Source organism: Solirubrobacter deserti (assembly GCF_027587175.1).
Classification (GTDB): domain Bacteria; phylum Actinomycetota; class Thermoleophilia; order Solirubrobacterales; family Solirubrobacteraceae; genus Solirubrobacter; species Solirubrobacter deserti.
In genome coordinates, this window is record NZ_JAPCID010000014.1 from 83,047 (window position 1) to 107,038 (window position 23,992).

Here is a 23,992-nt window from a genome sequence, read left to right on the forward strand (position 1 = left end):
TAGGGGGTTGAACGCATTCATCGACCCCTGCCCGACGAAAGGCTGACTCGGGCGGCGCGTTGGCACTCGCGGGCGTTTCACTGGGGGGCCCGGATTCGAACCGGGGTCGCAAGGCACCAAAAACCTGCGTCTTGCCGCTAGACCACCCCCCATCGCTCGGTGAACCCCATTGGTCCAGGGGCCGAGCTGCCCTCGGATACTACGATGCGAGCGGTGTCTGCGCCCACCGTCGTGATCATCGCCGCCGGCGAGGGAACGCGCATGCGTTCCGCCACGCCCAAGGTCCTCCATCCGCTCTGCGGCCGCCCGCTGATCCTGTGGCCGGTGCTCGCGGCCGAGGAGGCCGGAGCCGGGAAGGTCGTCGTCGTCGACAACCCGAAGCGCCGGCTCGAGGATCGGCTGCCCGAGACGGTCACGCACGCGATCCAGCCCGAGCCGAACGGCACGGGCGGCGCGGTCCAGGCCGCGACCGAGCACATCGACCCCGACGCCACCGTGGTGATCCTCGCGGGCGACGTCCCGCTGATCACCGCCGAGGCCATCCAGCAGCTCGTCGAGGCGCACGAGCAGTCCGAGGCCACGGCCACGATGGCGACGATGGAGCTCGACGACCCCGGCCAGTACGGCCGCGTGATCCGCGACATCACCGGCAACGTGACCCAGGTCGTCGAGGCCAAGGGCGGCGCGGGCGACGCGACGCCCGAGCAGCTGGAGATCCGCGAGGTCAACACGGGCATCTACGCCTTCGACGGCGCCGCGCTGATCGACGCCCTCGCCGCGCTCACGCCCGACAACGCGCAGGGCGAGCTCTACCTGCCCGACGTGCTGCCGCGGATGAAGACGATCCAGGCGCACCTGATCACGGACCCGACGCTCACGCTCGGCGTCAACGACCGCGTCCAGCTCGCCGAGGTGCGCAAGCTGGCCCAGAAGCGCATCCACGACGAGCTCCAGCGCGCCGGCGTCAGCATCATCGACCCCGACAGCACGCACATCGACGCGGACGTGCGCATCGGCCAGGACACCGTCATCGAGCCGGGCACGTCGCTGAAGGGCAACACCACGATCGGCGCCGACTGCAGCGTCGGCCCGCACACGACGCTGATCGACTGCCGGCTCGGCGACGGCGTCAGCATCCCGCACAGCTACGCGGTGCAGGCGGTCGTCGACGACTTCGGCACGATCGGCCCGTTCGCGTACCTGCGCCCGGACGCGCACCTGCACGCCAAGGCCAAGGCGGGCGCGTTCGTCGAGATCAAGAACTCGAACATCGGCAGCGGCACCAAGGTCCCGCACCTGTCCTACATCGGTGACACCGACATCGGCGAGAACTCCAACATCGGCGCCGGCAACATCACCGCGAACTACGACGGCCGCAACAAGCACCGCACGACGATCGGCTCCAACGTCCGCACCTCGGTGGACACCGCGTTCGTCGCCCCGGTGACGGTCGGCGATGGCGCGTACACCGGAGCGGGTAGCGTCATCACCGAAGACGTCCCCGCCAACGCCCTCGGCATAGCCCGCGCCCGGCAGAAGAACATCGCGGATTATGCGGAACGACGAAAGCCGTGACGACCGCTGCCCCTCGTACACTCCGCCATGCCGTGAGTGCCTTGACATCTCGCCCCTCATCGGCCACGTCACTGCCGCTCAGCGGCTATGACAAGCGGCTGATGCTCTTCTCCGGCCGCTCCAATCCGGAGCTCGCCGCGAAGATCGCCAACAAGCTCGGGCTCGGCCTGGGCGGAGTCACGCTGAAGACGTTCTCCAACGGCGAGGTGTACTGCCGTTACGAGGAGTCCATCCGCGGCGCTGACGTGTTCATCGTCCAGCCCACGTGCGGCAACGCGGCCACCGGGGTCACCGCGAACGACGCCCTGATGGAGCTGCTCGTGATGATCGACGCGGCCGTCGGCGCCTCCGCGCACCGCGTGATCGCCGTCACGCCGTGGTTCGGCTACAGCCGCCAGGACAAGAAGTCCGCCCCACGCGAGCCGATCTCCTCTCGCCTGGTCGCCCACATGCTGGAGGCGGCGGGCGCCGACCGCGTGCTCACGATGGACCTCCACGCCGGCCAGGTGCAGGGCTTCTTCTCCAAGCCCGTGGACCACATGACGGCGATGTTCATCCTCACGCAGTACTTCAACGACCAGCACCTCGAGGACCTGGTCGTCGTCAGCCCGGACGCCGGCCGCGTGAAGCTGGCCAAGAAGTTCGCGGAGAAGGTCGGCGCGGAGCTGGCGATCCTCAACAAGGAGCGCCCCGCCCAGCAGGTGGCCGAGATCGCCTACGTGATCGGTGATGTCAAGGACAAGACCGCGGTGATCGTCGACGACATCATCGACACCGCCGGCACGCTGCGGGCCGCGGGGGAGACGGTCAAGGACGAGGGCGCCAAGCGCGTGTTCGCGGCCGCCACGCACCCTGTGCTCTCCGGCAACGCGTACGAGAACCTGAAGGCGAGCCCGTTCGAGCGGATCGTCGTGACGGACACGATCCCGATGCAGAAGGACGCGCCGGACAACATCACGGTCCTGTCGGTGGCCGACCTGTTGACCGACAGCATCCGCCGCATCTTCACCGACGACTCCGTCGCCGAGGTCTTCGGCGGCGAGAACCAGCTGTTCTGAGCACCCAGCGCCTGCAACTGCTCCTGGGCCTCTCGGATGAGGAGCTGCTGCAGATCCTGGACTCGGACCCGCTCGCGGTGATCACGGGCGACGAGGACTACCGGCCCGAGGTGCAGATCCTGCTCGAGCTGATCGGCGACGAGCCGCCGCCGAAGGCCTGGGTCCGCGGCCGCCCGCTGCAACTGCTCTTGCAGCGGGACTTCGCGGGCTTCGAGGACGCGCTCGCCGAGTACCGCGAGCGCGGTCACATCATCCGCAAGCGCGGAGAGTGATCACTCGTCGGGGTCGGGGCGCTTCTCGCCCGGCCACGAACCCGTGAGGTAGTTCCAGCCGATCGCTCCGTAGCGATCGACGACCACGCGCGTGACCTTGAAGATCACGCCCTGCAGCGCCGCGGCGCTGAGGATCTTCACCCAGGACGCCTGCTCGGTCGTGCCCTTCGGCGGATCCTCGTCGTCGATCTTCGTCCAGGCGAAGTTGAAGATCCGCTTGCCGACCAGGGCGGCCACGATGCTCAGGAAGAGGCCAAACGGCTTGTAGATGAGTCCCACGGTCGCCGACATTACCCATTTCGACGCGCTGGCCATTCGACCATGGCGTATTCCGACCGGCGGGCGGTAATGATGTTCGGCACGAAGACCGATACTTCGCTCAAGGACGGACGCGATGAACGAAGATCACTCAGACGACCTGCTCAAGCGAGCGCTGATAGACGCCGAGGCGGCCGCTTCGGTCGCCCTGCGCGTCACGCCGCTCGCGCTCTCGGAGGCCCTGACGGTGGTGTTCCACGGTCGCAAGGACCTCGGGACCATCCAGACCTACGTCGCCCACGGGGGGCGCGGAGCCGGCGACGCCGTCGGCAAGGACGAGCTCTTGCGCGTCCCGTGCGACCTCGACCTCGCGGAGGCGGGCGACCGCGCCGAGGCTGAACAGCTCTTCCAGGAGCAGGCCGCGGCGCTGCGCGACGCGCTCGTGGGCGCCGACACGGTGCTCGAGATCTGGCGCGAGCCGCTGGAGGACCTCGCCCACGACCACGTCCGCGTGGACCGGCGCCTGAAGCTCGACGTGCGGCTGCCCGCGCACCGGCTGCTGCCGACCGCGCTGCTGAGCCCGGAGAAGCAGATCGTGGTCACGCCCGTGTGCAGCGCCCGCTCGCTCAACGAGGGTCGTCCGCCGATGGGGATCGCGGTCGGCCAGCAGGACGTCGTGCGCGTGTACCCGCTGCCCGACGACCCCGAGCGCTGCCTGAACGACTTCCTGGACGCCGCGGCCGAGCACGCCATGAAGCTCGCCGAGCAGCTGGGCCGCCAGGAGGCGTCCGTCCAGCGCTTCCTCGAGCTCAACGGGGACGATTTCCCTCAGACTGGATAACCCGCCCCCCGCCCCCCGCCTTCCTATAGAACTCACGCCTTCTGAGGCGGACCCGGGTTCTGATAGTCGTCGGCTTCGCGCTGTTCTTCTTCATCGGGATCAGCGCGATGCTGGCCCGTGCGCTGGCGGCCACGGGCACCGAGCGCAGCCGCGTGCTCGAGGTCGCGCAGGCAGAGGCCCGCGGGGACGCCCGCGCCGTCCTGCAGGCCACGCCCGCGTGCGCCCGCCAGCCCGCGTGCGTGGCCGCGACGACGACGTTCGTGAACACGCTCCGGCGCGGCGGTGAGGTCGAGATCCTGCAGTACAAGCCGAGCGTCCAGCTGCCGCTCACGCGTGTGACCGGGACGGGCCGCGTCGCCTGGCGCGCCGGGGCCAGCCCGCCCGTCGTCCAGTGCGTGCGCGTGCGCCGCGACGGCCCGCTGTCCGGCGCGAAGGTCGAGCTGCTGGCCATCTCGGCGCCGATCGGCAACGACGACGCCTGTCCCTAGCTGCACCGAAAGGCGCAACGACGTACCTCGTTCGATCGAGGACGGCGACCCGGGGCCGGCCGTACGGTCGGCCGCATGTTCCGAGCAACGATCCTGACGGTGACGCTGACCCTGTCGATCCACGCGGCGGCGGCGCGCGCGAGCACGATCGGCCACGATGCCGGCGGCTGGACCTTCGCGGGCGCGCCCGGGGAGCGCAACGCGCTGACGCTCAGCGAACAGGCCGACGGCGCCCTGCGCTTCTCCGACGACGGCGCGAGCATCACCGTCCACCCGCCCGGTTGCACGCGCGTCGACGTGCGCGCCGTCAGCTGCCCGCCCGCGCCGGTCCGCGTCGCGCTCGCCGACGGCAACGACACGTTCGGCCTCCACCGGGTGGGCGCGGCCTTCCCGCTCACGGTCGACGGCGGCGACGGCGACGACCAGCTCACCGGCGACATCCTGGCCAAGGACAAGACGTTCCTGGGCGGTCCCGGCAACGACCTGCTCGACGGCGCCTCCGGAAACGACGTCCTGCGCGGCGGTGCCGGCAACGACATCCTGTGGGGCGACGCGGGCGCCGACCAGCTGCACGGCGAGGACGGCGACGACCAGCTCAAGCCCGACAACGGCAAGGCGCCTGCCCCCGACTTCGTCGACGGCGGCCCCGGGATCGACAAGATCGACGACTGGGTCGAGCTGGCCGCGTCCACCTACCCGCGGCTCAACGTCACGCTGGACGGCGTCGCGGACGACGGCCGGCCGGGCGAGGGGGACAACATCGTCAACGTCGAGAAGGCCGAACCCAAGGTCTCCGGGCACTTCGTGCTCACCGACGGCCCGGACGACTGGTACGTGATGGCCAACCTCGACAGCGGCGCCTCGACGATCCTCGCCGGTGGCGGGAACGACCGGATCGTCGGCGAGGACGCCGCCGAGACGATCGACGGCGGCGCCGGCGACGACTACCTGGAGGGCGGCCGCCGCTCCGACGTGCTGCGCGGCGGGCCCGGCCGGGACCTGATCGTCGCCGACGAGTCCGAGATCACGTGCGTGTGGGGTCCCGACAGCTGCCTGATCTTCGGCGACGACGTGATCGACGCCCGCGACGGCGAGCGCGACGAGATCAACTGCGGGCCGGGCACCGACCGGCTGACCGCCGACCCGGTCGACGCCCATCTCGGCTGCGAGAGCGTCGACACGGGTGGCGCCGCCCCGGGGCCGGTGCCGACCGGCGACGGCAGCACGCCGACGCTCGGCCTGAAAATCACGCGGGTGAAGCTCGGCAAGGCGCTGCGCGACGGGCTGCGCGTGAAGCTGACCGGCACCGCGACGGGCACGATCACGGTCCGCGCGCGGCGCGGGAAGACCGTCGTGGCCAAGGGCAGCGGCCGGGCCGGCACGACGGTCCGCGTCAAGTTCACGAAGGCGGCGAAGACCAAGCTGCGCCGCGTGAAGACGGTCACGCTGACGGTGTCCGCGGGCGCCGCGAGCACGACGCTCAAGCTTCGTCGCTGAATCTGCGGAACTTCCCGCCGGACGGCGTGTTGAGATTCGCCGTGATGGCCCGCCTCCGTTTCCTCCTGCCGATTTTCGCGCTCTTGGCCCTGTTCCCGGCCGCCGCGCACGCCGAGAAGCCGAACGAGCAAGCGCTCTACCAGGACGGTCCGGAGGGCCGCTACCTGCTCGACGGGGACTGGCTGTTCCGGCTGGACCCGACCGACCAGGGCATCAAGCAGCGCTGGATGCGGAGCACGTCGAAGTCGGGCTGGAACACGGTCGAGGTGCCGAACGTCTGGAACCTGGGCGATCCCTCGAACGAGTCGATGGCGGGCGGCGTCGGCTGGTACCGCAAGGACTTCGAGCTGCCGAACGCCGACTCCGCGCTGGAGTGGGCGTTCCGCTTCGAGTCGGTCAACTACCGCACGCGCGTGTGGCTGAACGGCAAGCCGATCGGCGAGAACACGGGCGCGTACATCCCCTTCGAGATCGAGGCGGCGGACGCGGTCAAGCGGCGCGGCACGAACCGGCTGGTGGTGCGCGTGGACTCCAAGCGCCTGGACCGCGACTTCCCGCCCGCGCGCACGAACGCGGACGGCGTGCCGTCCGGCGGCTGGTGGAACTACTCCGGCATCCAGCGCGAGGTGTACCTCAAGAAGCTGGACACGGTCGACTTCCAGACGGTCACGGTCCGGCCGGAGCTCTCGTGCGGCACCTGCGACGCGACCGTGCGCATGGACCTCGACCTGCGCAACGTCACCCGCGACGGCCAGCGCGTCACGGTCACCGGCAAGTTCGGGGACCGTAACGTCCGCCTGGGCACCAAGACGCTCGGCCCGGACGGGATCGCGAGCTTCACGGACTCGATCCGGGTCGCCGACCCGCGTCTGTGGTCGCCGCAGACGCCGAACCTCTACGACGTCTCCTTCACCGTGCGCGTGGACGGCGAGAAGGTCGCCGGCTACCAGCTGCACAGCGGCATCCGCTCGATCAAGGTCTCCCAGGGCCGGCTGTTCCTGAACGGCGCGCCCCTGAACGTGCGCGGCTTCGGCCTGCACGAGGAGTCCAAGGCCGACGGCTTCGCGATCACCAACGAGCGTCGCGAGGAGCTCGTGAACCTCACGCGCGAGGCGGGCGGCACGGTGTTGCGCACGCACTACCCGTTCCACCCGTACACGCACGAGCTCGCGGACCGGCTGGGCCTGCTCATCTGGTCCGAGATCCCGGTCTACAGCGTCTCTACGGCGGTCCTGAAGGAGCCGTCCGTGCGCCGCCTGGCGGTCGCGGAGCTCGAGCGCATGATCGGCGCGCACCAGAACCACCCGTCGGTGATGGTGTGGTCGATCGGCAACGAGCTGTCCTCGCAGCCCGGCCCGGTGCAGGTGGCCTACATCAACGCGGCGGCCAAGTTCGCCAAGGAGATGGACCCGACGCGGCCCGTCGGCATCGCGGTCGCCGCCTACCCGAGCTCGCTCTGCCAGGCGCAGGAGTACAAGGCGCTCGACGTGCTGGGCTTCAACAACTACTTCGGCTGGTACCCGGGGCCGAGCGGCCAGATCTTCGACCGCACCAAGCTCTCCGGGTACCTGGACGCGGTCCGCGCCTGCTACCCGAACCAGGCCCTGATGGTCACGGAGTTCGGCGCGGAGGCCAACCGCGAGGGCCCGATCGAGGAGAAGGGCACCTGGGCCTTCCAGCAGGAGTGGATCAACTACCAGATGACGGTCATGAACTCCAAGCCGTGGCTGAGCGGCGTCCTCTACTGGACACTCAACGAGTTCTGGGTCCGCCCGGGCTGGGAGGGCGGCAACCCGCGGCCGGCCGCCCCGGTCCACCAGAAGGGCCTCGTCAGCTACGACGGCGTGAAGAAGCCCGCGTTCTTCGACATCCAGCGCTGGTTCAAGGCGACGCCCCAGTTCGGGCCGCCGCCTCCTGCCGCCTAGCGGTTCACTCGGCGCCTCGCCGGGCGCGCGGGCTCCATCGGCTTGCGCGTCCGGACACGGCGCCGACCCGGGTCGGCGAGCTTGTCGTGCGATCCCCGTAGGCGCTTGTCGGACTGCACGGCGAAGGGCAGCGGGATGCCGCCGTTGGGCGACGTCTTCGGCTTGTCCGAGATGCGGTCGTTGCCGCCGCCCCCGGAGTCGTCCTCGTCCTCGCCGGACCAAGTAGACGCATTGTCGGAGCGCAAGAACATCAGGAACAGCGCGCCGCCGAGGACAAGGGCCACAAGATGGAGGACTCCGAAGATCACGAGCAGCTCCGCGTCGGGGGACATTGCTCTCTGGTTACCCGTCGTACGTGGGCGCCATAACACATTCGCTACCATCCTCGGCCGCTCATCGCGCCGAGTTTCCCTGCCCGCGATGTCCCCAAAGATCATGGCCGAAGATACGACTCTCTCACTGACTGCGCGCGACCCCGAGGGCTCGCGCGCCACCCGCCGTCTGCGTCGCGCGGGCAACGTCCCCGGCGTCATCTACGGCGGTGACGGTGAGCCGTCGCACTTCGCCGTCGACGCGCGCATCCTGCGCAACACGCTCGCCCACTCCGGCGCGATCCTCGACGTCGCGCTCGACGGCGGCAAGAAGGCTCCCGTCCTGGTCAAGGACGTCCAGCGCCACCCGGTGCGCGGCGACATCATGCACGTGGACTTCCTGCGCGTGAACATGAACGAGACGATCCAGACCACGGTCGTCATCGACCTGGTCGGCGCCGAGACGGCGCCGGGCGTCGTCGAGGGCGGCGTGCTCAGCCAGGAAACGCGCGAGGTCACCATCGAGGCGCTCCCGGGCGACCTGCCGGAGACCATCCAGCACGACGTGTCGGGCCTGGAGATGAACGCCACGCTCACGCTCGGCGCGATCACCGCGCCGGAGGGCGTCACGTTCGTCGACGATCTCGAGGAGACCGTCATCGCGTCGATCACGCCGCCGACCGCCGAGCCGGTCGAGGACGAGATCGAGACCGAGACGGCGCTCGTGGGCGACGACGCGGTCGCCGAGGGCCAGGCCGAGGGCGACACCGCCGAGGAGGCCGCGCAGTCGGCCGAAGACTCCTCGGACGCGTCCTGAAGGTTTTCGGCTCCACACCCGTCGATTGGCTGATCGTCGGGCTCGGCAACCCCGGGCCCGGCTACGCCGACACCCCGCACAACGTCGGCTTCAAGGTCGCCGACGAGCTGGCGCGCCGCTGGGACCTCCCGCGCGCCAAGAAGAAGTTCGCGGGCGAGCTGGCCGAGGGCCGGACTCGCCCCGGGGGCCCGCGCGTCGCGCTGCTCAAGCCGCAGACGTACATGAACGAGGCCGGCCGCTCCGCCGGCCCCGCGCGCGGCTCGTTCAAGCTCGAGCTCGACCAGGTGCTCGTGCTGCACGACGAGATCGACCTACCGTTCGGTGAGATCCGCACCCGCCTCGGCGGCGGCCTCGCGGGGCACAACGGCCTCAAGTCGCTCAAGCGCGAGATGGGCGCGGCGGAGTTCCACCGCGTGCGCATCGGCGTCGGCCGCCCGGACTCCACGGACCCGGAGCTCGTCGCCGCTTACGTGCTCGGCAAGTGGCGCCAGCCGGCGGCCGAGGTGGCGGACCTGATCGGCCGCGCCGCGGACGAGGCCGAGCGCTTAGTGAACGTTTAGGTCACACGCCGTCGTCGAGCGACTAAGTCCATCTCAGAATGGACGCGCGCACCGACGACGAGCTCCTCGCGGCGACGAAGACCGAGCCTGAGGCGTTCGCGCTCTTCTACCGCCGCCACGTCGCCGGCGTGCTCGCGTACTTCGCGCGCCGGTCGCGCTGCGCTGAGACCGCCGCCGACCTCGCGGCGGAGACGTTCGCGGCCGCGCTCGACGGCGCGCACCGCCACCGCCCGGACAAGGGCCCGGCGGTCGCGTGGCTGTACGGGATCGCGCGCCGCCAGCTCATCCACGCCGCTCAGAAGGGCGCGGTCGAGGACCGGGCCCGCACGCGGCTGGGCATGCAGCCCATCCCGCTCGGCGACGAAGGGCTCGAGCGCGTGGAGGCGCTGGCGGTCGCCGACGCCGCTTCGCCGCTGCTGCGCGAGGGCCTGCGCGCGCTTCCGCCCGACCAGCGCGAGGCCGTGCTCGCCCGCGTGCTCGACGAGGACGAGTACGCGGACATCGCGCGCCGCGCGCGCACGTCGGAGTCCGTCATCCGCAAGCGCGTCAGCCGCGGGCTCACCGGGCTGCGCCAACGCCTGGAGTCGAGCGCATGAACGACTTTGAGCGCGCCCTCGAGCGCGAACTGCTGGCCGCCGCGCGGCGCCGCACCGCCGCCCGCCGACGGCGCACCCCCACGCTGTTTCTCGCCACCGCCCTTGCGACGGGCGTCGCCGCGTTCGCCGGCGCGCCCGCCCTGGTGGCCACCGACACCTCGTCCTCAGGCGCCATCACGGCCCCGCCGTGCTCGGCCCAGGAATCGCTCCTGGGCGCCGGCGCCTGCACCTCCAACCCCTTCTCCTCCCTCACTCAATGAAGAAGCTGCTCCCCTTTGCCGCGGCCGGCCTCGTGCTCGCCGCGTGCGGCGGCGTGCCCGGGAACTCGGTCGCGACCGTCGACGGCGACCCGATCGAGAAGACCGATTACGACCACTGGACCAAGGTCGTCAAGAAGCTCTCGCCCGGGATCAAGAACGACGAGGTGCGCAATCAGGTCGTCAGCCTGATCGTGTCCTTCCGCTGGCTCGACGGCGAGGCCGAGCGCCAGGGCGTGACGGTCTCCGACGCCGAGGTGAAGAAGTCCTTCGACGCCCAGAAGCGGCAGGCGTTCCCCAAGGACGCCGACTACGTGAAGTTCATCCGCGAGTCCGGGCAGACCGAGGAGGACATCCGCGCCCGCGTGCGGGTCGAGCTGCTCGGCCAGAAGCTCCAGGCCAAAGTGGTGAAGGGCAAGGACCAGGTCTCCGACAAGGCGATCGCGGATTTCTACGCGAAGAACAAGACGCGCTTCGCCCAGCCCGAGAAGCGCGACCTGCGCGTGGTGCTGACCAAGGGCAGGCGGGACGCCGAGCGCGCCCACGCCGCGCTCGACGACGGTGGCTCGTGGACCGCGGTGACCAAGAAGTACTCGATCGACGACACGTCGAAGGCGTCCGGCGGCAAGCTGCCGGCTCAGGCCAAGGGCACGCTCGACGCCGCGCTCGACAAGGCGGTCTTCGGCGCCGAGCAGGGCGAGCTCGTCGGCCCGGTCAAGACCCAGTACGGCTACTACGTCTTCACGGTGACGAACGTCGTCGCGCCGTCGCAGCAGTCGCTCGCGGAGGCGAAGGAGACGATCAAGCAGACGCTCGCGTCGCAGAACCAGCAGAAAGCGCTGACGGCGTTCATGGCGGACTTCACCCGGCGCTGGCGCGAGAAGACCCAGTGCGCTGAGGGCTACAAGACGCCCGACTGCGCGAACGGACCCAAGCCGACTCCAACGCCGCGTATGCAATAACATACGGATGTATGCCGCCACGTGAATGGGACGCCGCCTCGTACGACCGCATGTCCGACCCGCAGCTCGCGATGGGCCGCGACGTCATCGACCGGCTCGATCTCCGTGGCGACGAGCGCGTCCTCGACGTGGGCTGCGGCTCCGGCCGCGTCACCGAGGAGCTGCTCGCGCGCGTCCCGAACGGCACGGTCGTGGGCGTGGACGGCAGCGAGGCGATGGTCGAGCAGGCCCGTGCGCGCCTGGGCGACCGCGTCGAGCTGTTCACCGCCGACGCGGCCGAGCTGGAGGTCACGCAGCCGTTCGACGCGATCCTCTCGACGGCGACGTTCCACTGGATCGGCGACCACGAGCGGCTGTTCGCCCGCCTGCACGCGGCGCTGCGGCCGGGCGGGCGCCTGTCCGCCCAGTGCGGGGGATACGGGAACATCGCCAACGTGCAGGTCGCGATCGACGCCGTCGACCACCCGGCGCTGCGCGGGTGGGCGGGCCCGTGGAACTTCGCGACGCCGGACGAGACGACCGCGCGGCTGACCGCCGCCGGCTTCAAGGACGTCTGGACGTGGCTGCAGCCGTGGCGCGTCGAGCCGCCGGACCCGCGCGAGTACTTCGCCACCGTCATCCTCGGCACCCACCTCGAGCGGCTGCCGGACGAGGACCAGGACGCGTTCGTGGCCGACGTGCTCGCGCAGCTGCCGGAACCCGCGCACGCGGACTACGTTCGGCTCAACATCCTGGCCCGAACCTAGATCTTCACCTGCAAAGCCCGGCATCCGCGTTGGATGCCGCGCATGAAGACCAGACTCGCTCTGGCGGTCGCGGCGACCCTGTTCGTCGCCCCGGCCGCCCAGGCGCAGACGACTCCGCCCGATGACCCGCGCGTGGTCGCCATGCGCGCCCAGATCGACGCGCTCGACGACCTCGTCCAGCGCCCGGCCTGCGATCAGGCCGCCGAGCCGGACCGCTGGCTCAGCGTCGGCACGCCGGACGCCGGTCGTGCCCGCCCGCTGATCTCCGCCCATCGCGGCGCGCTCACGCTGGCGCCGGAGAACACGATCCAGTCCTACGAGTACGCGTTCGCGTTCGGGGTGGAGCTGGTCGAGGTCGACATCCAACAGACCAAGGACGGCAGGTTCGTCGCGCTGCACGACTCCACGGTGGACCGCACGACCAACGGCACGGGCGACATCTCCACGCTGACCTTCGACGAGGTCCGCGCGCTCAACGCCGCCGACTACGAGCCGTGGAAGGGCGGCGCGTACGACCCCGCGCAGGTCGCCTCGCTCGAGGAGGTGCTGGCGCTGGCCAAGCGCGTCGGCGGCGGGCTCGAGCTCGACATCAAGGGCTCCGTCACCGAGGAGGGCAAGCTCACCGAGCTGGTCAAGGAGTACGGGCTGATCGAGCAGTCGATCTTCAACTCGGGTGACATCCGCGTCCTGCAGGCGGCCCCAAACGCGCGCATCATCTACAACCGCGACCGCTGGGAGCCGCCGTACCTGATGTACGAGATCGCGAAGGTCGCGCCGGTGTTCGGCTCGCGGCGCGACGAGTACAACGCGGAGGCGATCGCGGCCATCCACGACAACTGTGGCCTGGTCATGCCGCACGCCTACGACGCCGGCGAGGCGCACGAGGTCGAGGAGTTCCGGCTCGCGCGCGCCATGGGCGCCGACGGCGTCCAGACCAACCAGCCGGAGGCGATCGTCGCCGCGGCCGGCATCCCCGCGCCGTCGACGATCGTGCGCCACGACGACGAGGTCTGCCTCGTCAACCGCGACAACGGCCTCGGCTTCCCGGGCAAGACGCTGATCGTCGACGGCGTGGCCCGCACGGCCGGCCGCGGCGGCTGCGTCGCGGCGCCGGGCGCGAGGGACATCACGTTCGCCGGCACGGGCGCGGTCACGCCGTCGACGGCGACGGTCACCGCGATCACGGGCGGCGTCGGCGGCTCGGTCGGGCCGGCGCTTTCGCTCACGCTCGGCCCCGCGCCGGCCTTCGACCCGTTCGTCCCGGGCGTCGAGCAGGACTACACGGCGAGCACGGAGGCGACCGTGCTCTCGACGGCCGGCAATGCGACGCTCAGCGTCTCCGGGCCCGGCCATCTGACCAACGGCGCGTTTACGCTCGCGCAGCCGCTGCGGGTGGAGATCTCCCCGAACCACTGGCCCGGCCCGGTCACCGCGGCCAAGTCGACGATCACGTTCAAGCAGTCGATCGGGGCCCACGACCCGTTGCGCACCGGCACCTACAGCAAGACGCTCACGTTCACGCTGTCGACGACAGCGCCGTGAGCACCGCCTCGACGCGTTCGTCCACCGTCCCGCGAACCTCGATCCAGGGTTGGCGCAACCGCTCCCGGAAGCGCTGAGTCATCCACCCGCGGATGTGCTCGCCGTCGCGGTACCCGTCCTGCACGAACGGGATGTCGTCGGCGGTGAGCACCGTGAGGTGGTAGCGCCGTGACGCCGCGATGGCCTCGACGTCCGCCGTTGACCGGCCCCTGTATCGCTCCTGCCAGATGCACGTCGCCAGGGCGTCGGTATCGCACACGAGGATCGGGCCCGCGACCCGCGCGGCGTGGTCCTCGTCGCGCTGCTGGCGGCGGGCGATCATCGCGAAGTCCGCGTCGCTCCACGGATGGTCCAGGCCGCGCTGCTCGGTGACGGCGCGGCCGACCTCCGGCACCCAGACGGTGTTCAGCCGGGCGGCGAGGGCTTGAGCGAGCGTCGTCGTGCCCGTCGACTCCGCGCCGGTGATGACGACCCGGCGCGTGAGGTAAGCGCGTACGGACGGCGTCAGCTCGCCCCAGAACGCGGCCGGGTCCGCGCGCACGGCCGTGCCGCTGATGTGGCCGTCGCGCTGGAGCCGCACGTGCTCGACGCCCCAGCGCTCCGCGAGCAGGTCGCCGTAGGCCTCGCCGGTGAACACGGCGTCGATCGGCTCGTTGAGCAGCCGCTCCATCAGCGCGATGTGCAGGTCGTGGACGTGGGGATCGTCGAAGTCGACCGGGATCTCGTCCCAGCCGGCGACCACGCGCGCGGCCGGGTGGCGCTCCTTCATCCACTCCCGCCGCAGGGGCAGTGGGATCGGCTCAGTCACCGACCCCAGCACGAGCACCGTCACGCGCTCGCACCGCTCGACCGCGAAGTCGACGAGCTCGTGATGACCGCCGTGCGGCGGGAGGAACTTGCCGAGGACTAGTCCGTGACGGTACGCCACTGGCGGTAGCCCTGGATGCAGAGCGCGAGAAAGACGATGTAGACGAGCGCGGTCAGGTTCAGGTCACGGCTGAAGTACAGCGGGACGTAGATGATGTCGACGGTGATCCACACGAACCACGTCTCCAGCCGCTTGAGGTTGAGCAGCAGCTGCGCGCCGAGGGACATCGAGGTCGTCAGCGCGTCCCAGCCGGGCGCCGCGCCGTGCGCCGCGCGCAGGATCGGGATCAGGATGAGCGTCGCCGCGCCGACCGCGAGGGTCGTGCCGGCCAGGAGCCGGTACCCGGCGCGGGAGACCGCGAGCGGTGAGCGCGCGCGGGTGGCCCACACCCACCAGCCCATCACGCCGAGGGCGATGTAGACGACCTGCAGGCCGGCGTCGGCGTACAACCGCGCGTCGGCGAACAGGATCACGAAGAACACGTTGTTGGCGATGCCGACAGGGAAGGTCTCGATCCGCTGGGCGACCGCGAGCGCGACGCACGCGATGCCCGTGATGAACCCGAACAGCTCGGCCCACGAGACCGGCTCCCCGAAGAGCTCGAACACAGTTTTGGTCAACACGACCAGAACTATAGCCCTTCTAACCTGAAGTGGTTGCTCCGCACCTTCCTGAACCACCTCGATCACGATCCCGCGGCCGCTCAGCTGGCCAACGAAGGCGGGTCGGCGTTCGTCTCGCTCTCACTGCGCCCGTTCGTCGTGGCCGCGCTCGCGGACCAGGACGCCAAGCGCCCGGCGCTCGTCGTCGTCGGCGACGACCGCGCGGCGCGTGACCTCGCCGCCGACCTGAAGGCGTGGCTGCACCCGCGGACCGTCCGGTACTACCCGAGCCGCGGCGTCGCCTACGAGTCCCACCTTACGCCGCCGCCGCACCTCGTCGGCCTGCGCGTCGCCGCGCTGGACGCGCTGACGGACACGCCGGAGGGCTCCGAGCAGCCCGTCGTGGTCGTCTCGGCCACAGCGCTGAGCGAGAAGGTGCCCGACCCGAAGCTGCGCCCGCACGGGTTCATGCTGCGCGTCGGCGACCTGATCGACCTCAACGAGGTCTCCGCCGACCTCGTCGCCGCCGGCTATGAGCGCGTCGACCAGGTCGAGGAGCGCGGGCAGTTCGCGATCCGCGGCGGCCTGCTCGACGTCTACCCGGCCACGGAGGAGCGCGCGGTCCGCGTCGACCTGTTCGACATCGAGATCGAGGCGCTGCGCTGGTTCTCCACCTTCACGCAGCGGTCCCTCGGGGAGACGGAGTGCGTCGAGATCTCGCCCGCGGCCGAGTTGGCGCCCGAGCACCGCGAGATGGCGGAGATCGCCGCGTCCGACGCGCCCGAGGACCGGCCGGACATCGCGGAGTTGCTGCCGGTCGAGCACTTCCAAGCGCTGCTGGAACTGATCCCGGAGCGGACGCAGGTCATCGTCGCCGCCGAGGAGGACGTCGAGCCGACGCTGCGCGATCACTGGGAGGACGTCTGCACGGCGTTCGACGACCAGGACGCGCGCGACCTCTACGTCAACCCGAAGACGATCAACGAGGCGCTGGCCGCGCGGGCCCAGGCGCGGCTGTCGAGCATCTCGCAGAACCAGCCGATCGAGATCCGCGCGCAGGCCGCCGACTTCGCCGCGCGCAACCTGTCCGAAGCGGAGTCCGAGCTGGAGAAGCTCGTCCGCAGCGACTACACGACCGTCGTCGCGTGGCCGCAGATGGGCGCCGCCGAGCGTGCCGCGTACAACCTGGATCGCATCAAGGCGTCGCTCAACGGCGCGCGCAAGGGCCTGATCTTCACCGAGGCGAGCCTGCGCGACGGCTTCGTTGCCCCGGGCCTGAAGCTCGCCGCGTTCCCCGAGCACCGGCTGATCCACCGCAAGAAGGCGTCCACCCGTCCCACGCGCAAGGGCCGCGGCCTGCTGCGCTCGTTCACCGACCTGCGCACGGGCGACTACATCGTCCACGAGGACCACGGCATCGCGCGCTTCGCGGGGTTTGACACCAAGACCGTCGCCGGCACGACGCGCGACTATCTGAACCTCGAGTTCCAGGGCGACGACAAGGTCTTCATGCCGGTCGACCAGCTGGCGAAGATCTCGCGCTACCTGGGCGCGGACGGCGGCGCGCCGACGCTGAGCAAGCTCGGCGGCACGCGCTGGGACAAGGTCAAGGCCCGCGCGCGTCGCGCGGCCCAGGAGCTCGCGGGCGAGCTGCTCAACCTCTACGCGGAGCGCAAGCGCCGCCGCGGCCACGCGTTCCCGGAGTTCTCCGAGGAGCTGCGGGACCTGGAGGCGAACTTCCCCTACCGCGAGACGCCCGACCAGCGCGACGCCATCGACAACGTGATCGCCGACATGGAGTCCGAGCGGCCGATGGACCGGCTGATCTGCGGCGACGTCGGCTACGGCAAGACCGAGGTGGCACTGCGCGCGGCGGTGAAGGCCGCGTCGGACGGCAAGCAGGTGCTGATGCTCGTGCCGACGACGATCCTCGCGCAGCAGCACTACGGCACGTTCGTCGAGCGCCTGCGCGACCAGCCGTTCGAGATCGAGCACGTGTCCCGCTTCCGCTCGGCCGCCGAGCAGCGCGACGCCGTCAAGCGGTTCGCCGAGGGCAAGGTCGACATCCTGATCGGCACGCACCGGCTGCTCTCGCGCGACGTGCGCGCGAAGGAGCTCGGGCTGCTGATCGTCGACGAGGAGCAGCGCTTCGGCGTCAAGCAGAAGGAGCTGATGCGCCAGCTCAAGCTCAAGGTCGACGTGATCTCGATGTCCGCGACGCCGATCCCGCGCACGCTGCAGATGTCGCTCGCCGGCCTGCGCGACATCTCCGTGATCGAGACGCCGCCCGAGGGGCGCCGGCCCGTCAAGACGTACGTCGGCGAGTACGACGAGCAGCTCGTCAAGCAGGCGCTCGAGCGCGAGATCGCGCGCCAGGGCCAGGCGTTCTTCCTGCACAACCGCGTCGACGACATCGAGGAGACGGCCGAGCGGCTGCGCTCGCTGTGCCCGCAGCTGACGTTCACCGTCGCGCACGGGCAGATGGACGAGAAGACGCTCGAGGAGCGGATGATGGGCTTCCTGCGCGGCGAGGCCGACGTGCTGGTGTCGACGTCGATCATCGAGTCCGGCATCGACATCCCGCAGGCCAACACGCTGATCGTCGACCGCGCGGACCTGTTCGGCCTCTCGCAGCTCTACCAGATCCGCGGTCGCGTGGGCCGCTCGCGCGAGCGCGCCTACGCGTACCTGCTGTATCCGAGCGCGGCGGCTCTGACGCCCGAGGCGGCGGATCGTCTGAGCGCGCTGTCGGACTACACCGAGCTCGGCGCGGGCTTCAAGGTCGCGATGCGCGACCTCGAGCTGCGCGGCGCCGGCAACCTGCTCGGCGACGAGCAGTCCGGTCACGTCGCGGCGCTCGGCTTCGAGCTCTACATGCAGATGCTCGACGAGGCCGTGCGCGCCATGGACCCGGACGAGGACGGTGCGGAACCGCCGGAGCCGGTGCGGCTGGACATCAACGTGGACGCGTACGTGCCGGCGGACTACATCCCGTACGAGCAGGCCAAGGTCGACGTGCACCGCCGGATCGCCGGTGCGCGCGAGAACAGCGAGCTGATGGAGCTGCGGACCGAGCTCGAGGACCGCTTCGGCGAGATCCCCGAACCGCTGGAGAACCTGATCACGCTCCAGCAGGCGCGCATCAAGCTTGGGCGCGCGGGCGCGACCGCGGTGTCGTTCAAGCAGGGCCGGCTCGCGGTCACGCCGATCGAACTCGACTCCACACGCGCGCGCCAGCTGCGCGAGATCCTGCCCGGCGCGAACTACGAGGCGGGCCGCTCACAGCTGTCGCTGCGGGTCCCTGACGATCCCCAGCAGCGATTCCCGGCCGTAGTACAGGCAGCCGACGCTTTGTTGAGCGTCTGCGTAGCTGCCTAAAGGTCGAGTCAAAAGATGTCGGGGTACCCGGAACCCGCCGCTACCATGCGCAGCCGGGAGAAGGTCAATTTCCTCGCTTGCGCCGGGCGGTTCTGCCTCGGCATCAACCGTACGTCCATCGATCCCCTTCTCAGGCACTAAATGATCAAGGCTGCTCGCATCGCTCTGAGCCTCACCGCCGTAGCCGGCGTTGGCGCTACCTTCGCCGCCTGTGGTGGCGTCCCCGGAAACGCCGTCGCGACGGTGGACGGTGAGGCCATCGAGAAGTCGGACTTCACGCACTGGATGAACGTCGCTGCCAAGTCGACGGGTCAGGCCAACGCGGCTGTTCCGGACCCCGAGGCCGGCTACAAGAAGTGCATCGCCGCCAAGCGCAAGGCGACGCCGGCTCCGGCCAAGGGTCAGCCCAAGGTCACCGACTCCCAGCTCAAGACGCAGTGCGAGCAGGAGTACGAGCAGCTGCGCAACCAGGTGCTCCAGCTGCTGATCTCGTTCCAGTGGATCCAGGGCGAGGCCGACGCGATGGACGTCAAGGTGACGGACGCCGAGGTCAAGAAGTCCTTCAACGAGCAGAAGAAGCAGTCCTTCCCCAAGGAGGAGGACTACAAGAAGTTCATCAAGACCTCGGGCCAGACCGAGGAGGACATCCTCCAGCGCGTCAGGCTCGACCTGCTCTCGAACAAGATCCGCGACAAGGTCGTCAAGGGCAAGGACGGCGTCTCCGACAAGGCGATCGCCGACTTCTACAACAAGAACAAGGCCCGCTTCGCGCAGCCCGAGAAGCGTGACCTGCGCGTCGTGCTGACCAAGGGCAAGGGCGAGGCGGACGACGCCAAGGCCGCCCTGGACAACGGCGACTCCTGGAACACCGTCGCCAAGAAGTACTCGATCGACGACACCTCCAAGGCCTCCGGCGGCAAGCTGCCCGCGCAGGCCAAGGGCACGCTCGACAAGGAGCTCGACGACGCCGTCTTCGGCGCCAAGAAGGGCGAGCTCGTCGGCCCGGTCAAGACCCAGTACGGCTACTACGTCTTCACGGTGACCAACGTCACCGCCGCCTCCCAGCAGACGCTGCAGGAGGCCAAGGAGACCATCAAGCAGACGCTCCAGTCGCAGAACCAGCAGAAGGCCCTCGACTCCTTCGTCAAGGACTTCACCAACCGCTGGAAGGAAAAGACGGAGTGCTCCGAGGGCTACAAGACCACGGACTGCAAGAACGGCCCGAAGGCCACGCCGACCCCGACCGCTCCGGCCGGCACGGTGCCGGAGGGCGCGGCTCCGCCGCAGGGCACGGTCCCCGAGGGCTCGTAGTCCCCAGCGTCATCTGATTTCGCGAAGCGCCGCCATATCGAGCGGCGCTTCGTCGTTAACTAGCCTCTTCGCGTATGGGAAATGGGGCTGACGCGGTCGCGCGTCTGGACGAGCTGACCCGGAAGCTGCGGCGCGAGTGCCCGTGGGATCGCGAGCAGGACGAGCGGTCGATCGTGCCGCACACGGTGGGGGAGGCGTACGAGCTCGCCGCCGCGGCGCACAGCGGTGACGACTCCAAGCTGGTCGACGAGCTCGGGGACGTGCTCTTCCAGGTGCATTTCCTGTCGCTGCTGCTGGAGGAGCGGGGGACGGGGTCGCTCGAGCAGGTGGCCGAGCACGTGCACGCGAAGCTCGTGCACCGGCACCCGCACATCTTCGGCTCTGCGGTGGCCGACGATGCCGGCCAGGTGCTGCAGAACTGGGATCAGATCAAGAAGGGCGAGGCGGGGCGCGAGCCGGGCATCTTCGGTGACGTACCGGAGAACCTGCCCGGGCCGCTGTACGCGCTCAAGACGCAGCGCCGGGCGGCGTCCACGGGCTTCGACTTCGACCACGTGCCCTACGACGGCGTGACGGGCGAGCTGGAGGAGCTCGAGGAGGCGCAGACGCGCGAGGAGCGCTTCCACGAGGTGGGCGACGTCCTGTTCGCGGCGATCAACGTCGCGCGCAAGCTCAAGGTCGATCCGGAGCTCGCGCTGCGCGCCTCGGCCGACCGCTTCCAGGAGCGCGTGGAGGCGGCGGAGGAGATCGCGAACCGGGACGGGCACCAGTGGGAGGCACTGGATACCGAGGCGCAACTCGGCTACTACGCTCGAGCCCGTACCCTGCTGGGGAAATGAGCCAGATCGAATCCGTACACGCGCGCCAGATCCTTGATTCCCGCGGCAACCCCACCGTCGAGGTGGAGGTCACGCTGCGCTCCGGCGCGCACGGCCGCGCGGCCGTGCCCTCCGGCGCCTCCACCGGCGAGTTCGAGGCCACCGAGCTGCGCGACGGCGGCGACGCCTACATGGGCAAGGGCGTCACGAAGGCCGTCGCCAACGTCAACGGCGAGATCGCGGAGGCGGTCAACGGCCTGGACGCGTCCGATCAGAAGGGCCTCGACGGCAAGCTGATCGAGCTCGACGGCACCGACAACAAGTCCCGCCTCGGCGCGAACGCCATCCTCGGCGTGTCGCTCGCCAACGCTCGTGCGGCGGCCACCGAGGAGAACCTGCCGCTGTGGCGCTACCTGGGCGGCGACGCAGCGCGCATCCTGCCCGTGCCGATGATGAACGTCGTCAACGGCGGCGCGCACGCCGACAACAACGTGGACTTCCAGGAGTTCATGGTCATCCCGGTCGGCGCGTCCTCGTTCGCGCAGGCGCTGCAGACCGGCGCGGAGGTCTTCCACAACCTCAAGGCGACTTTGAAGAAGCGCGGCCTGAACACGGCCGTGGGTGACGAGGGCGGCTTCGCGCCCGACCTGGAGTCCAACGAGGCGGCGCTGCAGGCGCTGATCGAGGGCATCGAGGCCGCCGGCTACACGCCCGGCGAGGACGTCGCGATCGCGCTCGACCCGGCCGTCTCGGAGATCTACAAGGCCGGCAACTACGAGCTGGCCGGCGAGTCGCGCACGCTCTCCGCCTCCGAGCTGACGTCCTACTGGACCGACCTCGCCGCCCGCTACCCGATCCTCTCGATCGAGGACGGCATGGACGAGGAGGACTGGGACGGCTGGAAGCAGCTCACCGATTCCATCGGCGAGAAGGTCCAGCTCGTCGGCGACGATCTGTTCGTGACCAACGTCAAGCGCCTGCAGAAGGGCATCGACACCGGCACGGCCAACTCGATCCTGATCAAGGTCAACCAGATCGGCACGCTGACCGAGACTCTGGCCGCGATCGACCTCGCCCGCTCCAACGGCTACACGGCGGTCATGAGCCACCGCTCGGGCGAGACCGAGGACACGACGATCGCCGACCTCGCCGTCGCCACGGGCTGCGGCCAGATCAAGACGGGCGCGCCGTCGCGCTCGGATCGCGTGGCCAAGTACAACCAGCTGCTGCGCATCGAGGAGGCCCTGGGCGGCGACGCCGAGTACCCCGGCCGGTCCGTCTTCCGCAGCTAGGAGAGATCCGGGCGGTCCATTGCAGAGGAAGGGAGCCTGCCGCGTGGAAAGAACGCGGCAGGTATGGACCGCCGCCGTTCCCTCGGGATTCGCTGGGACCGACTCGGGCGCTGGGCGCTCATCGGTGTCTTCGCGCTCGTGCTCTACCTGTACATCGGGCCTGCCCTGACGTGGATCTCCACCTATAAGGAGGCCGCGCGCCAGCGCGAGGCCGTCGCCAAGCTCAAGGAAGAGAACGAGCGCCTGCTGGAGCGCAAGGCCGAGCTGAGCGCCCCCGGCGCCATCGAGCGCGAGGCGCGCCGGCTCGGCATGGTCAAGGCCGGTGAGCGCGCCTACATCGTTGAAGGGCTCGATTAACGCGTTCGTAGACTGAGACGCGTGTCGTCCTACGAGACCGCACGCGAGCAGTGGGAGCAGGGGGTCAAGCGTCTCGACGACGCCTACCCCGAGCAGGTGCCGACGCTCGAGCGCGTCACGCGCGCGATCCAGAACGAGCTGCGCCGCCGCCTCGGCGGCGCGTTCACCCTCGACGAGCTCGTCGACCTCTACGACGAGGGCACGGGCTGGTGCACCGACCTCGCGGTCGAGGAGGCGCCGGACGAGCCGTTCGCGTGGGACGCCCGGGTCGTCGCCGACGCCGCGTTCGGCCGCTACGCCCGCGCAGCACGCGACTTCGCCGGCGGCCGCCGGATCAGCTAGCCGCACCGGCCGGTGCGTCGAGCGCCGAGCCGTGATTTCACGGCTCGACGCTGTCCGCTTCAGTCGTCGTCGGAGTCTTCACTCGCGCCGGCACGGCGGATCACGATCTGGTCTTCCTCGATCGAGATCTCGACGGGACGGTGGCCCGCCCAGTGCTCGGCGTAGATGGGGTCGTCCTGGATCGCGGGGTCCAGCCACAGGCCGTATCCCTCTTCACCATGGTCGAACGTACCCTCGAGCGGGCCCGCGGGCCCGGAGCGGCGGCGTGACCGGCCACCGCGGCGACGCGAACCCCGCTTGGGCTTCTCGTCTTCTTCGTCGACCTCGGCCGCGGCTGCGGCACGGGCCTCTTCTTCAGCGGCCTTACGTGCGGCCTCTTCGGCGGCACGGGCCTCTTCTTCAGCCTTGCGCTTGGCTTCCGCCTCGAGCTCGGCGGCGATCTGCGCGTCGTCTTCCGCGCGCAGGTCCACCTCCTCGACGGCGGCGCCGTTGTCTTCGGCGTCGGGCTCGAGGCCCTGCTCGCGCTTGAAGGCTTGGATCTGCTGGACGGTCACTTCCAGCTGGTGTGCGATCCACGCATCGGTACGACCCTGTCGCACCCACCCGCGGATCTGGTTAAGCTGAGGACGCAGGGACCGGCGGCTCATAAGAGGCCCGGAGACTAGCGCATAGGGTCCAACCATCATCTAGGGGCTCATCGGGTGCAAGCCCCATACCGGATACATCAATCACAACTAGCCTCACCAGTGCTCACCACGCGGGCAGAAGCGGGTCTGCTCAGTGGGCCGAGTCGGAAATCGCCAGGGAGGCGGCGGCATGCTGGTACTGACACGTAAGTCCAACCAGTCGATCATGATCGGCGACGACATCGAGGTCTCCGTGCTGTCGATCATGGGCGAGAAGGTCCGTATCGGCATCCAGGCCCCACGGGACATCCCCGTGTTCCGCAAAGAGGTCTATCTGGAGATCCAGCAGGAGAACGTGGCCGCCGGGGCGTCCGCGCGGGCCGAGGTCGACGACGCGCTCAAGCGCCTCGCTCGCACCAATGAGCCCTAGGACGGGCTGAGGACGTAGTAGAGCGTGGCGAACATGGCGTAGGTCACGATCGCCGCGGTCGCCACGAGCACCAGGACGAGCACCACGAAGCGCATGGAGCCGTGGCGGTGCGTGCGCTTGGCCTGCCGCTCGGCGGCCCGCCGCTCCGCTCGCTTGCGGAGCTTCTCGCGCCGCTCGCGGTCCTCCTCGATCTCCTCGAAGAAGGCGTCTTCGATATCGGCGATGCTCTGGCGCATGCGCATGGCGGAGTAACCATAACGCTC

The 23,992-nt window shown here is 69.9% G+C and carries 27 protein-coding genes and 1 tRNA gene; 21 read left to right on the forward strand and 7 right to left on the reverse strand.

Annotation, left to right across the window (positions count from 1 at the left end):
• Positions 1–80: 80 nt before the first annotated feature.
• Positions 81–152: transfer RNA gene (locus OJ962_RS11945), tRNA-Gln, on the reverse strand.
• 52 nt (positions 153–204) lie between these two features.
• Between OJ962_RS11945 and glmU the strand changes: the two genes are divergently transcribed.
• The 3 genes from glmU to OJ962_RS11960 all read left to right on the forward strand — a co-directional run bounded on the left by glmU (position 205) and on the right by OJ962_RS11960 (position 2,905).
• Positions 205–1,575, forward strand: a complete 1,371-nt coding sequence (gene glmU, locus OJ962_RS11950; protein WP_255526094.1) for a bifunctional UDP-N-acetylglucosamine diphosphorylase/glucosamine-1-phosphate N-acetyltransferase GlmU — start codon at positions 205–207, stop codon at positions 1,573–1,575.
• A gap of 101 nt (positions 1,576–1,676) precedes the next feature.
• Positions 1,677–2,633, forward strand: coding sequence for a ribose-phosphate diphosphokinase (locus tag OJ962_RS11955; protein ID WP_202956932.1), 957 nt, complete (start codon positions 1,677–1,679; stop codon positions 2,631–2,633).
• A gap of 77 nt (positions 2,634–2,710) precedes the next feature.
• Positions 2,711–2,905: a hypothetical protein gene (locus OJ962_RS11960; protein ID WP_238932047.1), complete on the forward strand. Its 195-nt coding sequence runs from the start codon at positions 2,711–2,713 to the stop codon at positions 2,903–2,905.
• Here OJ962_RS11960 and OJ962_RS11965 read toward each other — a convergent pair whose 3' ends face one another.
• The gene (locus tag OJ962_RS11965; protein WP_202956456.1) at positions 2,906–3,184 is read right to left on the reverse strand and encodes a DUF4235 domain-containing protein; all 279 of its coding nucleotides are present in this window, start codon (positions 3,182–3,184) and stop codon (positions 2,906–2,908) included.
• A gap of 115 nt (positions 3,185–3,299) precedes the next feature.
• On the opposite strand from OJ962_RS11965, the gene OJ962_RS11970 reads away from it, so the two are divergent.
• The 4 genes from OJ962_RS11970 to OJ962_RS11985 all read left to right on the forward strand — a co-directional run bounded on the left by OJ962_RS11970 (position 3,300) and on the right by OJ962_RS11985 (position 7,914).
• Entirely contained in the window at positions 3,300–4,004 is a 705-nt protein-coding gene (locus OJ962_RS11970; protein ID WP_202956457.1) for a hypothetical protein, read from the forward strand.
• Positions 4,005–4,111: 107 nt separating this feature from the next.
• Complete coding sequence (locus OJ962_RS11975) at positions 4,112–4,492, forward strand: hypothetical protein (RefSeq protein WP_202956458.1); 381 nt, start codon at positions 4,112–4,114, stop codon at positions 4,490–4,492.
• Positions 4,493–4,567: 75 nt separating this feature from the next.
• Entirely contained in the window at positions 4,568–5,989 is a 1,422-nt protein-coding gene (locus tag OJ962_RS11980) for a calcium-binding protein (RefSeq protein WP_202956459.1), read from the forward strand.
• Positions 5,990–6,033: 44 nt separating this feature from the next.
• The gene (locus tag OJ962_RS11985) at positions 6,034–7,914 is read left to right on the forward strand and encodes a glycoside hydrolase family 2 protein (RefSeq protein ID WP_202956460.1); all 1,881 of its coding nucleotides are present in this window, start codon (positions 6,034–6,036) and stop codon (positions 7,912–7,914) included.
• Here the strand turns inward: OJ962_RS11985 and OJ962_RS11990 are convergent.
• Positions 7,911–8,246 carry a hypothetical protein gene (locus OJ962_RS11990; RefSeq protein ID WP_202956461.1) on the reverse strand — a complete coding sequence of 112 codons (336 nt, stop codon included), beginning with the start codon at positions 8,244–8,246 and terminating at the stop codon, positions 7,911–7,913. The genes OJ962_RS11985 and OJ962_RS11990 overlap by 4 nt on opposite strands.
• Before the next feature lie 103 nt (positions 8,247–8,349).
• Here OJ962_RS11990 and OJ962_RS11995 point away from each other — a divergent pair, with 103 nt between their 5' ends.
• The 7 genes from OJ962_RS11995 to OJ962_RS12025 are packed head-to-tail and all read left to right on the forward strand — an operon-like array spanning position 8,350 to position 13,705.
• A complete protein-coding gene (locus OJ962_RS11995) occupies positions 8,350–9,042 on the forward strand; it encodes a 50S ribosomal protein L25 (protein ID WP_202956462.1) in 693 nt (230 codons plus the stop codon).
• A gap of 32 nt (positions 9,043–9,074) precedes the next feature.
• A complete protein-coding gene (gene pth / locus OJ962_RS12000; protein ID WP_270006363.1) occupies positions 9,075–9,602 on the forward strand; it encodes an aminoacyl-tRNA hydrolase in 528 nt (175 codons plus the stop codon).
• A 38-nt stretch (positions 9,603–9,640) separates the two neighbouring features.
• A complete protein-coding gene (locus OJ962_RS12005; protein ID WP_202956463.1) occupies positions 9,641–10,198 on the forward strand; it encodes an RNA polymerase sigma factor in 558 nt (185 codons plus the stop codon).
• Positions 10,195–10,458 (forward strand): hypothetical protein, encoded by a 264-nt coding sequence (locus tag OJ962_RS12010; RefSeq protein ID WP_202956464.1) that lies wholly within the window; start codon positions 10,195–10,197, stop codon positions 10,456–10,458. The genes OJ962_RS12005 and OJ962_RS12010 overlap by 4 nt, the downstream gene beginning before the upstream one ends.
• The gene (locus tag OJ962_RS12015; protein ID WP_202956465.1) at positions 10,455–11,417 is read left to right on the forward strand and encodes a peptidyl-prolyl cis-trans isomerase; all 963 of its coding nucleotides are present in this window, start codon (positions 10,455–10,457) and stop codon (positions 11,415–11,417) included. Before OJ962_RS12010 ends, OJ962_RS12015 begins: the two co-directional genes overlap by 4 nt.
• Before the next feature lie 11 nt (positions 11,418–11,428).
• Positions 11,429–12,163: a class I SAM-dependent methyltransferase gene (locus OJ962_RS12020; protein ID WP_202956466.1), complete on the forward strand. Its 735-nt coding sequence runs from the start codon at positions 11,429–11,431 to the stop codon at positions 12,161–12,163.
• Positions 12,164–12,205: 42 nt separating this feature from the next.
• Entirely contained in the window at positions 12,206–13,705 is a 1,500-nt protein-coding gene (locus tag OJ962_RS12025) for a glycerophosphodiester phosphodiesterase (RefSeq protein WP_202956467.1), read from the forward strand.
• On the opposite strand, the gene OJ962_RS12030 is transcribed toward OJ962_RS12025, so the two are convergent.
• Both OJ962_RS12030 and pnuC read right to left on the reverse strand, forming a co-directional pair.
• Positions 13,680–14,633 carry an AAA family ATPase gene (locus OJ962_RS12030; protein ID WP_202956468.1) on the reverse strand — a complete coding sequence of 318 codons (954 nt, stop codon included), beginning with the start codon at positions 14,631–14,633 and terminating at the stop codon, positions 13,680–13,682. The genes OJ962_RS12025 and OJ962_RS12030 overlap by 26 nt on opposite strands.
• Positions 14,612–15,196, reverse strand: a complete 585-nt coding sequence (gene pnuC / locus OJ962_RS12035; RefSeq protein ID WP_202956469.1) for a nicotinamide riboside transporter PnuC — start codon at positions 15,194–15,196, stop codon at positions 14,612–14,614. The genes OJ962_RS12030 and pnuC overlap by 22 nt, the downstream gene beginning before the upstream one ends.
• A gap of 33 nt (positions 15,197–15,229) precedes the next feature.
• On the opposite strand from pnuC, the gene mfd reads away from it, so the two are divergent.
• From mfd to OJ962_RS12065, 6 genes are all read left to right on the forward strand, one after another.
• Entirely contained in the window at positions 15,230–18,553 is a 3,324-nt protein-coding gene (gene mfd, locus OJ962_RS12040; protein ID WP_202956470.1) for a transcription-repair coupling factor, read from the forward strand.
• A 243-nt stretch (positions 18,554–18,796) separates the two neighbouring features.
• Complete coding sequence (locus OJ962_RS12045; RefSeq protein WP_270006359.1) at positions 18,797–19,864, forward strand: peptidyl-prolyl cis-trans isomerase; 1,068 nt, start codon at positions 18,797–18,799, stop codon at positions 19,862–19,864.
• A 74-nt stretch (positions 19,865–19,938) separates the two neighbouring features.
• Positions 19,939–20,703, forward strand: coding sequence for a nucleoside triphosphate pyrophosphohydrolase (gene mazG / locus OJ962_RS12050; RefSeq protein WP_202956472.1), 765 nt, complete (start codon positions 19,939–19,941; stop codon positions 20,701–20,703).
• Positions 20,700–21,974 carry a phosphopyruvate hydratase gene (eno, locus tag OJ962_RS12055; protein ID WP_202956473.1) on the forward strand — a complete coding sequence of 425 codons (1,275 nt, stop codon included), beginning with the start codon at positions 20,700–20,702 and terminating at the stop codon, positions 21,972–21,974. Before mazG ends, eno begins: the two co-directional genes overlap by 4 nt.
• Positions 21,975–22,037: 63 nt before the next feature.
• Complete coding sequence (locus OJ962_RS12060) at positions 22,038–22,331, forward strand: FtsB family cell division protein (protein WP_202956474.1); 294 nt, start codon at positions 22,038–22,040, stop codon at positions 22,329–22,331.
• 21 nt (positions 22,332–22,352) lie between these two features.
• Positions 22,353–22,673 carry a hypothetical protein gene (locus OJ962_RS12065; RefSeq protein WP_202956475.1) on the forward strand — a complete coding sequence of 107 codons (321 nt, stop codon included), beginning with the start codon at positions 22,353–22,355 and terminating at the stop codon, positions 22,671–22,673.
• 59 nt (positions 22,674–22,732) lie between these two features.
• On the opposite strand, the gene OJ962_RS12070 is transcribed toward OJ962_RS12065, so the two are convergent.
• Positions 22,733–23,320 carry a hypothetical protein gene (locus OJ962_RS12070; RefSeq protein WP_202956476.1) on the reverse strand — a complete coding sequence of 196 codons (588 nt, stop codon included), beginning with the start codon at positions 23,318–23,320 and terminating at the stop codon, positions 22,733–22,735.
• A 169-nt stretch (positions 23,321–23,489) separates the two neighbouring features.
• Here OJ962_RS12070 and csrA point away from each other — a divergent pair, with 169 nt between their 5' ends.
• A complete protein-coding gene (gene csrA, locus OJ962_RS12075) occupies positions 23,490–23,729 on the forward strand; it encodes a carbon storage regulator CsrA (protein WP_202956477.1) in 240 nt (79 codons plus the stop codon).
• Here csrA and OJ962_RS12080 read toward each other — a convergent pair.
• Positions 23,726–23,971 (reverse strand): hypothetical protein, encoded by a 246-nt coding sequence (locus OJ962_RS12080; protein WP_202956478.1) that lies wholly within the window; start codon positions 23,969–23,971, stop codon positions 23,726–23,728. The genes csrA and OJ962_RS12080 overlap by 4 nt on opposite strands.
• Positions 23,972–23,992: the final 21 nt, after the last annotated feature.